General features: G+C 54.3%; 10 protein-coding genes. 7 read left to right on the top strand and 3 right to left on the bottom strand.

From position 1 onward, the window contains the following. Positions 1-35: 35 nt before the first annotated feature. From QWU00_RS11225 to eat, 6 genes are all read left to right on the top strand, one after another. A complete protein-coding gene (locus tag QWU00_RS11225; RefSeq protein WP_035378856.1) occupies positions 36-2105 on the top strand; it encodes a phosphocholine-specific phospholipase C in 2070 nt (689 codons plus the stop codon). A gap of 236 nt (positions 2106-2341) precedes the next feature. After that, entirely contained in the window at positions 2342-3346 is a 1005-nt protein-coding gene (locus tag QWU00_RS11220) for an HAD family hydrolase (RefSeq protein ID WP_166443793.1), read from the top strand. A 120-nt stretch (positions 3347-3466) separates the two neighbouring features. Beyond that, the gene (gene qhpR, locus QWU00_RS11215) at positions 3467-4546 is read left to right on the top strand and encodes an AraC-like transcriptional regulator QhpR (RefSeq protein WP_052051235.1); all 1080 of its coding nucleotides are present in this window, start codon (positions 3467-3469) and stop codon (positions 4544-4546) included. 106 nt (positions 4547-4652) lie between these two features. Continuing rightward, positions 4653-6029, top strand: coding sequence for an ethanolamine ammonia-lyase subunit EutB (locus tag QWU00_RS11210; protein ID WP_035378854.1), 1377 nt, complete (start codon positions 4653-4655; stop codon positions 6027-6029). Further along, positions 6026-6781 (top strand): ethanolamine ammonia-lyase subunit EutC, encoded by a 756-nt coding sequence (gene eutC / locus QWU00_RS11205; protein WP_035378851.1) that lies wholly within the window; start codon positions 6026-6028, stop codon positions 6779-6781. Before QWU00_RS11210 ends, eutC begins: the two co-directional genes overlap by 4 nt. Then, positions 6778-8130, top strand: a complete 1353-nt coding sequence (gene eat / locus QWU00_RS11200; RefSeq protein WP_035378850.1) for an ethanolamine permease — start codon at positions 6778-6780, stop codon at positions 8128-8130. The genes eutC and eat overlap by 4 nt, the downstream gene beginning before the upstream one ends. A 303-nt stretch (positions 8131-8433) precedes the next feature. Here eat and QWU00_RS11195 read toward each other — a convergent pair whose 3' ends face one another. From QWU00_RS11195 to QWU00_RS11185, 3 genes are all read right to left on the bottom strand, one after another. Further along, positions 8434-9684: a M20 family metallo-hydrolase gene (locus QWU00_RS11195; protein ID WP_035378848.1), complete on the bottom strand. Its 1251-nt coding sequence runs from the start codon at positions 9682-9684 to the stop codon at positions 8434-8436. Between the two features lie 84 nt (positions 9685-9768). Then, positions 9769-10710: a 2-hydroxyacid dehydrogenase gene (locus QWU00_RS11190; protein WP_035378846.1), complete on the bottom strand. Its 942-nt coding sequence runs from the start codon at positions 10708-10710 to the stop codon at positions 9769-9771. 127 nt (positions 10711-10837) lie between these two features. Further along, on the bottom strand, positions 10838-11710 hold the full coding sequence (locus QWU00_RS11185) for a dimethylarginine dimethylaminohydrolase family protein (RefSeq protein ID WP_035378844.1): 873 nt from the start codon (positions 11708-11710) through the stop codon (positions 10838-10840). Between the two features lie 427 nt (positions 11711-12137). Here QWU00_RS11185 and QWU00_RS11180 point away from each other — a divergent pair, with 427 nt between their 5' ends. After that, positions 12138-13118 carry a LysR family transcriptional regulator gene (locus QWU00_RS11180; RefSeq protein WP_035378842.1) on the top strand — a complete coding sequence of 327 codons (981 nt, stop codon included), beginning with the start codon at positions 12138-12140 and terminating at the stop codon, positions 13116-13118. The last annotated feature ends 5 nt before the right edge of the window (positions 13119-13123 follow it).

The raw sequence follows: 13123 nt of genomic DNA, 5'->3' as shown, positions 1-13123 counted from the left end.
GCTCACCACCCTTCCGACGGGCAAGGAGATCACACATGTCGCAGTTTAATGCGGGCAGACGGTTTTTCATGAAAGCCGGAGCCACTGCCGCTAGCATGACGCTCCTGCCCGCAAACATCCGCAAGGCTCTTGCCATTCCCGCCAAACGTACGACGGGCACAATCCAGGATGTCCAACATGTCGTGCTCCTCATGCAGGAAAACCGATCTTTCGATCATTATTTTGGGTCTCTCGGCGGGGTACGGGGCTATGGGGATCCCCGTGCGCTCCCCCTGCCGGATGGGAACTCGGTCTTTGCCCAGCCGGACGGACACGGCCATCAGATCCTGCCCTTCCGCCTGAACACGGTTCATACATCTTCAGCCTGCCTTGCTAGCCTTGATCATAGCTGGAAAGCTTCCCAAGCCGTCTGGAACGAATGGGACGTCTGGATTCCGCACAAGACCGCAATGACCATGGGACACTTCACGCGCGAGGATATCCCTTATTACTATGCTTTAGCAGAAGCTTTCACGATCTGCGATGCTTACCATGCGTCCATTTTCGGCCCTACCAATCCAAACCGCCTCTATTTTTTTACCGGTACGAGCGGCCTGGCTGTTGGGAACCAGGGACCTCAGGTCACGGTCAATATCGATGATGGCAACCCCTCGGCCGAGAGCGCGCTTGATAATCCCTCTTTCAGGCCCTTTGACTGGAAAACCTATCCAGAGTGCTTGCAGGAAGCTGGAGTTTCATGGCGCGTTTATCAGGAATATGACAATTTTACTGACAATCCCCTCCAGTCTTTTGCCACATTCAGGAATGTTCCTGCAGAAAGCTGGCAACACAAACGAGCACGCCAGATCGTTCCGGGATCTCATGCAGGTAACAGCACCACCTCTGAAGGCCGGTTTCTGGTAGAAGAGTTCGAGAAAGACGTAGCATCCGGAAAATTACCACAGGTCTCATGGATCGTCCCTTCCCAAGCCATGTCCGAGCATCCAGATGCTCCGCCAGGATATGGCGAAAGCCTGATCTCAAGGCTGATGGATGTATTTGTGCGTCATCCAGAGGTCTGGGCAAAAACCGTGTTTATCCTCAATTATGATGAGAATGACGGTTTTTTTGACCATATGCCAGCACCTGTCCCGCCTCTCCGCGCCGATGATCCGTTACAGGGCTACAGTTCTGTCCCGTTGGATGGGGAGGTCTTAGGGAACGTTCCTGTCGGGCTCGGCCCACGTGTTCCCGCGATTGTCATCTCTCCTTGGACAAAAGGGGGATGGGTCAATTCTCAGCTCTTTGACCATACATCCGTTCTCAGGTTCCTCGAAGCCAGATTCGGTGTGCCTGCGCCCAACATTACCCCATGGCGCAGGACAGTCTGTGGCGACCTGACAAGTATTTTCGATTTCACGAACCCAGACCTGCACTGGAATACCAATCTTCCCGAAACCGAACATTATCTGGCTGAAACACGGGCATCCTGCCGCCTTCCTGCGCCCAGTATCCCGCAGCCACAGACAATGCCACGTCAGGAGATCATGCAGCGCCCCGCCCGTTCACTTCCCTACGCGCTGAGCGCAGACCTTGTACGCGACAAAACCAACCCGCACAGCCTCCACCTTGCCAATACCGGAACGCAAGGCGCAGTCTTCCAGCTTCTGGAGCACGGTCGCCCTATGCGGCACTACACTTTAGGTCCGAGTCACACACATGACGTTCTTCTCAACGCGCACGAGCCTTATTCAATAACCCTTCATGGCCCAGACGGGTTTTACCGAGCCTTTTCAGGCACCGATCTTCCGCAGGCTGTTCTTGAAACGGGCAAGTCCTTCGATGAGATCACCCTGAAAATCAGAAATTTTTCTTCCACCACGCGGAATTTGATCATTTCCAGTAATTACATTCCCTCCGATATACGCAAGATCATTCTTCTTCCCCAACAGGAAGCACAGGTCACTTGGGACATTTCCGCCAGTGACAACTGGTACGATATCGTCGTGACCGAGACCTCCACACGGCTTAGCCCAACCACCAAAGCCATGCTGCATTTCGCTGGCCACATTCAGACCGGACGTCCGAGCCGAACTGATCCTCTGATGGGCCGATACGGCGTATGACTACGTTTGATCGCAGAAGCTTTCTCGCCTGCACGGCCGCTCTCATGGGAAGCAGGCCAGCTTTTGGGATACCAACCAACAACGCCCCATTGTCTCCCTTGAAATGGGCGCCCCGCAACCGGCGCCTCCTATCAGAACTGATCGTCAGTAGGCCGACATCCGGACGGCCCTATGCCGTATTCGATTGGGATAATACCTGCATTTTTGGCGATTGCCAGGAAACCCTCCTGCAGTTCATGCTCGAAACATTCAGTTTCGCCCTGACTCCCGCGTGTTTTGAGCATGTAATCAAGCAGGACGTGCCAGAAGGTGAACTCGGTCCCCACTTCCTGAATCAGGACGGAAAGCAGATACGTTTCTCCCATCTCGCCGAGGATATGACCCGCGATTATACCGAACTCTGGTCTCGGTATGGTGCGTGGTCGCCCGCGCGAGCGCCCGTTCCATCACACATCACAGCTCTCGTCGCACTCCGGGCCCGCCTCCTTTTCAGCTATAGAGCCATTGATGCTGTAGCTGGGCCAGAAGTTGCCTTATACTGGATCATTCGTCTGCTCTGCGGCATGACGGAGACCGATATTGTGACTCTGGCTGCCATGGCTAATCACTGGGCTCTCGGTCGTGATATCGGATATGTTGAACATATCGTCCCTCCTGAACGATCCGGCAGATCAGGTATACTCCAATGCAAAGTCTTTCACGGGTTGCGTCTGACCCCGGAAATCGCTGACCTGCAAGCGGCCCTGAGACAGGCAGATATTGACGTTTTCATCTGTTCCGCATCTCTGGAAACTGTCGTCCGGGTTTTTGCCACGGCCCCCGGTTTCGGCTACGGCTTGCCTGCTGACAATATTTTGGGTGTCCGGATGTCTTGGCCTTCCGGAAAGCTGGGGGCTCAACCTGCTGCAGACTGGCCTTTGACCTATGGTGCAGGGAAAGTCGATGCCATACGCCACCGGCTTGTCCGGGAGCGCGGGCACGGCCCCGTTCTTGTGTGTGGGGACAGTGGCGGGGATACCGCCATGCAAACCGCCTTTTCCGATACGCGCCTGTCCGTGATCATCAATCGCCTGGCAGACGGGACGGAAGGGGCCCTCAGCCAGCGGGCAGCCAATGAGATGACATCGTCTACACCTCGATTCATCCTTCAGGGGCGAGATGACAATACTGGTGAATGGCGCCCCTCAGAGGAAACCCTAGGTTTCGGAAGCCAGACGCCCCGCCTTCTGGGGGGTAACTGACCCCTACTCGTGGCAGAATGCTTGACAAAATTCATTCCGAAGGAGGATTTATATTTAGATCGCAACAAGATATTGCGATACAGAAATGACTGGCGGACTCCGTCCTGGTTGTGAGGAGAGATGACCGTGTTCTCTGCACAGGTCCTAACTGATGATTGCCTGCATTCCTTTCCCCAGACAGACAGGCAGACTGGCAGCGTCTTGGCCGCGGCCATGACGGGTGCCAGTTCCTTCATCCGTCAGCAAGGATGTGATCCTGACATCATTGCTCGTTCAGTGGGTCTTCAGATTGCTGACGATCTGCCACCCACTCTTGCGCTTCGTCTGGAAGACTACTGCAATTTGTTCGAGGAAGTAGCACGCCAGTCTGGCCGTTATGATACCGGCCTTGTCTATGGTCAGCAGTTCCAGCCCGACCAGCTCGGCCTTATCGGCTATATCGCCCTGACCTCCGCAACTCTCGGAGATGCCCTCGTTAATCTTGCAGAACTTTTCCCTTACCATCAGAAAGCTACCCAGACACGTCTGGTCCGGATGCCTGGTGGGTTTCGCATTGAGTACCGCATCACTGATCCCCTCATCTCCCGTCGTGCACAGGACGCCGAGCTGACGATGGGAATGTTCTGCAATGTCTTCCGTCGGGCGCTTGGTAAAAGCTGGCATCCTGACGCTGTCTGGTTCGAACATCCCTGTCAGTCCACTGCGGCAGATTATGCCGCAGCTTTTGATGCCCCCGTTTTCTTCCAGCGCGGCACGACCGCCCTCCTGTTTTCTGACATCGGTCTGGACGTCCCCATGCCTGCCGCCAACGCTGGGCTCCTTTCGGTTCTCCGCGAAAGCCTTACGCGTCTTGATCACTCCCAGCATCTGACGACTGACGGGCGAGACGATCTCCTGCTTCTGGCTCGGCGTGAAGTTCGCACCATGTTGCCACAGGGGATCGTGAAGCTTCCTGTTCTGGCTGAAAAACTTGGTGTTCCACGATGGACACTACAACGCCGCCTAGAATCCATCGGTGTTACTTATACCAATCTTGTGGACGAGACACACCGTAGCCTTGCTCAGACCTATCTGCGCCAGAAAGGCGTGTCTATCGGGGAAATCGCTTATCTTCTGGGTTATTCTGAAGTCAGCGCTTTCAGCCGTGCGTTCCGCAAATGGTACGGCGTTTCGCCCCAGGCATTCCGTAAGGAACTGTGATGATGCAGGATGTCAACCAATTGTGTCGGCTGGGCGGTCAGCGTCCTTCTGTCCATGTTAGGATTATGCAAAGAACATATCCGGATTGTGGCAGGACATCGACGTTTTGGTTCATCGCATTTCCCTCGTAGGCGAAACATTTGTTTTTCAGGATCTGAAACATATCCTGGCCAGCGCCTCGCCGCTCCGTTCGGGAGATGAACTGGCCGGCATTGCCGCCCGAGACCCTGTTGAACGGGTTGCCGCCCGTGAAGTGCTGGCTAATCTGCCACTGCGTCATTTCCTGACGGAAGCCATTGTCCCGTACGAAACCGATGAAGTTACCCGCCTTATCATGGACAGCCATGATGAAGCCGCTTTCACCCCCATCTCACACATGACGGTCGGCCAGTTTCGGGACTGGCTGCTAAGTTATGCGGCTGATACCTCAAGCCTAGAGAAACTTTCCCCAGGGCTGACCCCTGAAATGGTGGCTGCGGTCAGCAAACTGATGCGCAACCAGGATCTGGTTTCAGTCGGACGGAAAATGCGTGTTGTCAGCGCATTTCGCAACACACAGGGCCTTCCCGCTCGCCTCGGCTCCCGTCTGCAACCCAATCACCCGACTGACGATCCAGATGGCATTTCCGCAGCCCTCCTTGATGGATTGCTTCTTGGTGCAGGAGATGCGGTTCTGGGGATCAACCCGGCATCCGACCATATCGGACGAGGAATGGATATCTTGTGGCGTTTTGATGATATCCGACAGCGTTTTGATATGCCTGTGCAAAGCTGCCTTCTGACGCATGTGACCAACACCATTACCATGATTGAAAAAGGTGCGCCGGTAGATCTGGTTTTCCAGTCCATCGCAGGATCAGAACAGGCCAATTCTGGCTTCGGTATTTCGCTGGGTATCCTCTCCGAGGCCTGGCAGGCTGCTCGGGAACTGAACCGCGGAACTGTCGGCACAAACGTCATGTATTTCGAGACAGGGCAAGGATCTGCACTTTCGTCTGGTACTCATCATGGCGTGGATCAGCAGACCATGGAGGTGCGAGCCTATGCCGTGGCACGTGTCTATTCACCACTTCTCGTCAATACGGTCGTGGGCTTCATCGGCCCGGAATATCTTTACGATGGCAAGCAGATCATCCGAGCGGGGCTTGAGGACCATTTCTGTGGCAAGCTGCTGGGGCTGCCGATGGGCTGTGATGTCTGTTACACCAACCACGCAGAAACAGATCAGGACGACATGGACACCCTGATGATGCTTCTTACGGCCGCGGGCGTGAATTTCCTGATTGCCGTGCCCGGTGGCGATGACGTCATGCTCAGCTACCAAAGCCTCTCCTATCATGACATCCTAACCCTACGCTCTGTGTTTGGCGTGCGTCCGGCACCTGAATTTGAAGCGTGGCTTGAAAGGATGGCGCTTGTGGATGGTACCCGCCTGCGCATGAACCAGCCGTATGCATTACCGAATTTCAGAGCCGGTTCATGAGCCAGCTCGCCCAGGATCCCTGGGGACCGTTACGACGTTACACGCACGCGCGCATAGGACTACCACGAACGGGCGATAGCATTGCAGGGTCCGAAGTCCGCGCCCTGCAGGCCGCCCATGCATGTGCCCGCCGTGCTGTCCATGCCTGTCTTGATCCTGCTAAGCTGGCCGTCGGAGATTCTTTTATTGAGGTACGAAGCCAAGCAAAGGATCGCTCTGAATTCGTGCGTCGGCCTGATCTGGGACGCAGACTTGATGGGCCTTCCATCGCACTCCTGAAACAGATTGCACCGGCCGGTCCATGGGATGTTGTGCTCGTCGCTGCGGATGGGCTGTCAGCCGTTGCCGTTGAACGACAAGCCCCCCCCCTTCAGAACGCCGTCCGAGCCGCCCTTGCTCACACATGGCGTATTGCCCCACTCGTAGTCGCCCATAATGCCCGTGTGGCTCTGGGAGACGAGATTGGCGCTCTCCTTGGCGTGCGTTGTGTCGTCATGATGATCGGTGAACGTCCAGGACTGAGCGTGTCAGACAGCCTCAGCCTTTACATGACATGGAACCCGCATGTTGGGCGGCAAGATTCCGAACGTAACTGCATCTCCAACATCCATGCTCGTGGCCTCTCGATTGGAGAAGGTTGCCACAAGCTTTGCTGGCTTCTGAAAAGTGCCCGCAAACTGGGATATACGGGCGTGGCCCTCAAGGACGAAAGCACGAACATGACACTTCTGCCGGAAACCAAAACCCCATGACGGACCATTCCAAACCGCAGTTGGCCAAGAGCCTCGGCCCCGTTCAGTTATGGGCGATTGCCGTAGGTCTTGTCATTTCCGGTGAGTATTTCGGCTGGAGCTACGGCTGGGCAAGCGCTGGCACCCTGGGCTTCCTGATTGCGACCATCTTCGTGGCGCTTATGTATCTTGCTCTGATTTTTTCCTACACTGAACTTACAACCGCCATGCCCAAGGCAGGCGGTCCCTTCGTCTACGTCAGTGCCGCTTTCGGGCATCGTGCCGGTCTTGTGGCGGGCTATGCTTCCACGGCTGAGTTCATTTTCGCGCCGCCGGCCATCGCACTGGCCATTGGTTCCTACCTGCATGTGCAGTTTCCTGCACTTCCGCCCAAGGCTGGTGCCGTAATGGCCTACCTGCTTTTCATGGGCGTGAATATCGCGGGCGTTCAGGTAGCGGCAAGCTTTGAACTGATTGTAACCGTAGCCGCCATCATTGAGCTTTTCATTTTCATGGGCGTGGTCTGGCCCGGCTTTTCATGGCACCGTTTCGTGACACACGGTTGGGCCGGAACCGATCATTTCTCCTGGTCAGTGCTGGGGGGCATTGCGGCCTCTGTTCCCTTTGCAATCTGGTTCTTCCTTGCCATCGAAGGCGTAGCTTTAACTGCCGAAGAAGCCCGTTCACCCAGACGGACCTTGCCCATCGCCTATATCGCCGCCATCGTGACGCTGGTGCTCCTGTCTTTTGGCGTCATGATTCTTGCTGGTGGTGTCGGAGACTGGCGCAATCTGGCCAATCTCAATGACCCACTTCCGTTTGCCATGAAAACAGTTGTTGGTTCACATAGCCCTTACCTTCACATGCTCGTCTGGCTCGGGCTATTTGGCCTTGTTGCCTCTCTGCATGCCATCATCATGGGCTGCGCGCGCCAGATCTGCGCCCTTGCACAGGGGGGCGGCCTGCCACGCTGGATGGGGCTGGTATCGCCGCGTTTTCAGACACCCTATACGAGCGTTCTGGTCTGTGGAGGCGTGGGCATTCTGGCCATTTTCAGTGATGATATCGTATCATTCGGAGGAGAAAGCCTGACTGCATCCATCGTCACGCTTTCTGTTTTTGGCGCGCTGACAATGTATATCATGACCATGGCCAGCCTCTTCAAGTTGCGTCAGATCGCGCCCGACATGCCGCGCTCCTGGCATGCTCCAGGCTATCCCTTTATCCCAGCCTATGCCCTGCTCGCCACAGGCCTCTGCCTTGGACTGGTGGGTCTCCAGAAACCCCTGCTTCTGGGGCTTTACGTCTCGATCATCGCACTGATGACTGGCGGACGTCTTTTATTTGACAGGCACATGAAACGCACATGACCTGATCGAAAGAAATAGCTCGATATCTACCTCTCCGTAACTGTCATGTTCTAGCTATGTGTCCTGCGCACAGAAAGCCGATCACTCCGTACTTGCTGTGCCAAAATCAGACAGACAGGCCTATTAATCGACGGTTTTTCAATTTCTTCACCTTGGTGAGAGAAGAATAAAAATCTCTCACATCCTGCTTGCCGGGATGGAAAAGAAAGAACACGTCCAATACGACAGTTCTGTCAAAACCACTGCTAAGCCAGAAGCCTTGTTCAAGACAAATCATGCAGTTTCCCTATCAGCCCAGATGCCTCAGGCATCCAGTCTGGCGTCCGCTGCCAGAATGGCATGCAGCAACACATTAGCTCCTGCTGTAACATGCTCGGGTTCTGCGCTTTCCGCCTCGTTGTGGCTGATACCTTTCCAGCACGGCACAAAGATCATGGCTGTAGGTGCCACTTGCGCTACGTACACAGCGTCATGCCCTGCGCCGGATACAATATCCCGCAAGGGATAACCCAGCGCCTGTGCGCTTTCACGCACACATTCCACGCAAAGCGGGTCAAAATGAACAGCTGCAGACACCCAAGTGGGGGTAATATCCATTTCCACACCGCATTGTGTGGCCAGATAGTTCATGCATTGACGGAATTTTTCTTCCATCTTTTCAAGAACACTATCGGACGGATGGCGTAAATCTACAGTAAACTGTACTTCTCCGGGCACAACGTTACTACTGCCAGGCAAACAATCTATAATACCCACTGTACCCAAACCATCCGGCGCGTGATCCATGGCAACCTGATGCACTGCGTCAATCATACGGGCTGCACCCCATAACGCATCAGAGCGCATGGTCATGGGAGTTGTTCCCGCATGCGCATCCTGCCCCTTTACAGTCACGTTATACCAGCGCATCCCCTGCACGCCCTGCACCACGCCAATCGTCCGCTTCTCGGTTTCCAGCACTGGTCCCTGTTCAATGTGTAGTTCAAAATACGCAGCAGCAGGATGCTCACCGCAGACCTCCGCTCCAACGTAGCCGATTTCCTCCAGTGCTTCCCCTAATCTTACACCTGCACGGTCTGCACGACTTTGGGCAAACTCCTGGGTAAATACGCCTCCGAACACGCCTGATGCCAGCATAGGGGGCGTAAAACGCGCCCCTTCCTCGTTGGTCCAGTTGATAATTTCAATAGGGTGCCGCGTGCTCAAGCCAGCATCGCGTAGCGCGCGCAACACGGCAATACCGCCCATCACGCCTAGAATGCCATCAAATTTTCCGCCGGTAGGTTGGGTATCTAGATGACTGCCAATCATGATGGGAGCCAGCCCGTCTTCTTCACCCATTCTCCGCGCAAACTGATTACCCATGGAATCACACGAGACAACACACCCCAGAGCCTCACAGGTACTTTTGAACCACGCCCTTACTTTTGCATCTTCTCCTGACAAAGCGAGACGGCATATCCCACCTTTGGCTGTTGCCCCAAACTGTGCGGTTTCCATCAAGTCCGACCACAAAGCGGCACCGTCCACTACAATATTACTTTGAGCAACCATGTGCTTTCTCCGCTTTCTCAGTTAAGGGTTCTGATCGTCTTTTATCAGAAGGTCAGTATTGGAGATCTTGAAACCACTTTGTTTTTAGTATCCTTTTTCAGGATCATAAAGCAGAGGAGGCTGTTCACCACGCTCCATCTGGGCAATGGTCTCTGCAACGTAACGCGCCTGCATATTTCTGGAAGCTACAGATGCAACATGCGGAGTAACCGTAATACGCGGGTGCGACCAAAGCGAGGAAGTGGGAGGCAACGGATCTGGTGTCACCACATCCAGCACTGCACCGCTGATCATCCCCTCATCCAATGCACGCACCAAATCGGCCTGCACAACATGATCTCCACGGCCGACATTAATAAAGCCAGCGCCCTGCGGAAGCGCACTCAGGAAAGGATATGTTATCAACCCACGGGTTTCGGCTGTACTTGGCAGAAGATTAACAAGAATATCAGATTTTTTCAAAAAATCTGGCAAAGCAGCCTTACCGGAAAACACGTCTACACCCGCCAGAAGGCCTGTTGAACGCCGCCAACCTGAGACCTGAAACCCTATGCGCCCCAGATGAGCTGCTACGTGGCTCCCCAGATGCCCAAGCCCCATAACGCCAATCCGGGTCTCACCACTGGTTCTGGCCACACCATTATAGGACCAGATATGCCCAGCCTGTTGAACAGCCCATGTCCGCGCGTCACGCAATAAGCCGATTGCCGCCCAGGTTATATAATCTGCCATCAGTTCAGCCGTCTGCGCGCCCCCCATACGCACGAGTGGAACATGACGCGGAAACTGCGGTGTACGCAGCAGGTGATCAACCCCTGCCCCGACGCATAAAATACCTTTTACGAAAGAGAGCTGTTCAAAATGGTCCTCTTCGGGGGTCCAGACCAAAGCATAATCCGCCTCACCCGGCTTTACGGAAGCTTCATACCACGAACAGACATCCAGATCAGGCGACACCTCTAAAAAAGCTTTTTTCCAGCTTTCAAATTGGTCTGCCCCATCAGCACTGATAATAAGCCTGACCACGCTTTATTCTCCCAGGCACATGCTTCTGCTACCGACCACAGCCTCTGGTCATGCTGGGCGCAGAGCCTCAGCACCAGATTTTCACTCCCCCTCTCTGCTTTCTGCAAGAGAGGGGCTGAAACAGCCTTTAGACTGATTGAAGCGATTTCCGACGTAGTGGCATGGTCATGCAGTGCACACTTCCCCCCCCCCGGGAAAACTGGTTGAGTTCTGGGTCAAGCACTGTCAGCCCTTCAGCCCGCAACATCTGATTAATACGGGTTGAATGGTGCGGGCTTACAACGCGCTCGCGCCCCAGTGCCAGCACATTACACCCCATATCACGCATCGCTTCTTTATAGGACACCGGCAGAAGACGAATACCCTGCGCTCGGAACCAATCCAGATCTTCATCCGCAATACAATCAACGGCTGCAATCGCCAGATTTTCAGCCACCATGGTGAAAATCACATCCAGATGCAGGAAATGCTCAGGGAAGCGTATCATGCGGCAGGTCCAGCCAGCCTCTTCAAACCAGCTGATAAATTCGGCGGCTCCGGCTTCATCCGTACGTCCACCACTTACTCCAACAGCCAGCAGACCCGGACGGATGATATGAATATCCCCGCCTTCAATGTTTCCTTTTGTACAGGTTTTCCAGATCTCATCCGCCCCATAGAAAGACCGGATTTCTGTTTCTTCCCCAACCCGTTCAGGACGAGAAAGGCGCGTCACAACCGTACCAAACGGTGTGGTCTGTGAGCTATCCCGCGTATAGACCTGATACGGCATTCCTTCCTGAGGCTTCAGGAAATGGCAGGAAACATCTGCTTCCCGCAAAGTGGAAACCAGTTCGGCAAACTGGATATTCAGGGCTGCACGGTCAACCGCTCCCCCCTGTGCCATGGTCTGAATGGCGATATCATTACTGGGAATCCACTGATAATACTCAGGCGGGCACAGAAGCACATCAGCCAGATCACCGGTCTCGCTATCAATAAACCACCGGTTCGCTTTCATTCCTGAAATCCTTAGACTGCTGAATTCTCGCCCACACTAACCAATTTAGAACGGCTCCAAAATAAGAATAAACCGGAGTTCACTTTGTCATTTTGTTAATCATCAGAATGAATGCCCCATCCGAAAATCTTACTCTTACAAAAATAGCCTTTATTATCAGTATAACTACCGAATCCTCTCCCTTTCATCGCATCCTGTGACGGCCTTCAGGATAGGGGGAAGAGGATCATTCCCCTCTTGCATCTTTTTTTCGAAAGCCGCAGGCTCAGTCTTCTAGGCCGGATCAAAAACTCAGGAGAATGGACTGCCCCTTACTCACCCTCTAGCCGAAGCGTTTATCCGCCGTTCATCAGGCAGGAACCTTGCTTCACATCCTGTTGTTATCTCTCCAGCATGTTATATCTGACAGAGGACACGCCAGATCCACATGATAAGATCAGCTTCTCCCCCGCCAGCAAAAACATCTTCAGTCGTTCGTTCCCCAAAACATAGACGCAGCAGCGGCTTTCAGGGGCAGGTTTCTGAGGTTGATCTGCGGCTGCTGCGGGTATTTCATACCGTAGCGGAACAGGGCGGGTTTTCTGCGGCAGAAATTTCCTTGGGCAAAAGCAAATCCTCCATCAGTCTGGACATTTCCGCCCTTGAAACCCGGCTTGGCCTTAAGCTGTGCTTACGCGGGCGTAGTGGGTTCTCCCTGACGGGAGAAGGCCGCGCCTTACTGGAAGCCACCAAAAGCCTCTTGCTGGATATTCAGCGCTTTCAACAGCGCATCAATCAGATCAGCGGGGTACTCTCCGGCATATTCCGCCTTTATGTACCGGATAACATTCAAGCCCATGGGGAAACTCCTCTGGTGCGGGCTATAGAAACCTTTACCACCCAGAACCCAAATGTATTCATGACCGTTCATTCCGCCTCGACACGAGAGGTGGAAGTTGCCGTCATGAACGGCCAAGCCACGGCTGGCATCGCCCTCTACCCGCAGGATATGCCGGACGTAAAAGGCACCCCGCTGGTGGCAGAAGCCCTCAATCTCTATTGCGGCGCGCGCCACCCACTGTTTTCCGTGCCGGAAGATAACATTACGCTGGAAATCTTGACCGCCCAGCGCATGATTGCCGTGGCAGAAGCCGCCACATCTCCCCAGTGGAATGAACTCCGCTCCCATTTCTCATTTCACGCTGCCGCGGAAAATGTGGATGCCCGCGCCCTCCTTATCCTGTCCGGTAATTTTATTGGCTTTCTACCAGAGGCCTTCGCCAAACCACTGGTAGACCGTGGGCTGCTTCGACGCATTTCGTTTCACAACCTGCAACTGATCACCTGCTTTCATTTTCTGGCGCGTTCCTCTCCAGAAACAGGATTGATGGTTGAAACATTCCGCGCTCTTTTGGAAGAATCCTACTGATGCCC

Source organism: Acetobacter tropicalis, assembly GCF_030644465.1.
GTDB lineage: Bacteria > Pseudomonadota > Alphaproteobacteria > Acetobacterales > Acetobacteraceae > Acetobacter > Acetobacter tropicalis.
The sequence above is the reverse complement of the archived record's forward strand: the minus strand, read 5'-3'. Positions and strand labels throughout refer to the sequence as shown.

Excerpts from the sequence above, each read along its gene's own strand:
- QWU00_RS11195 (WP_035378848.1), bottom strand. The coding sequence starts at position 9,684 with ATGGTTGCTCAAAGTAATATTGTAGTGGACGGTGCCGCTTTGTGGTCG.
- eutC (WP_035378851.1), top strand. The coding sequence starts at position 6,026 with ATGAGCCAGCTCGCCCAGGATCCCTGGGGACCGTTACGACGTTACACG.
- qhpR (WP_052051235.1), top strand. The coding sequence starts at position 3,467 with ATGACCGTGTTCTCTGCACAGGTCCTAACTGATGATTGCCTGCATTCC.
- eat (WP_035378850.1), top strand. The coding sequence starts at position 6,778 with ATGACGGACCATTCCAAACCGCAGTTGGCCAAGAGCCTCGGCCCCGTT.
- QWU00_RS11180 (WP_035378842.1), top strand. The coding sequence starts at position 12,138 with ATGATAAGATCAGCTTCTCCCCCGCCAGCAAAAACATCTTCAGTCGTT.
- QWU00_RS11185 (WP_035378844.1), bottom strand. The coding sequence starts at position 11,710 with ATGAAAGCGAACCGGTGGTTTATTGATAGCGAGACCGGTGATCTGGCT.
- QWU00_RS11225 (WP_035378856.1), top strand. The coding sequence starts at position 36 with ATGTCGCAGTTTAATGCGGGCAGACGGTTTTTCATGAAAGCCGGAGCC.
- QWU00_RS11220 (WP_166443793.1), top strand. The coding sequence starts at position 2,342 with ATGCTCGAAACATTCAGTTTCGCCCTGACTCCCGCGTGTTTTGAGCAT.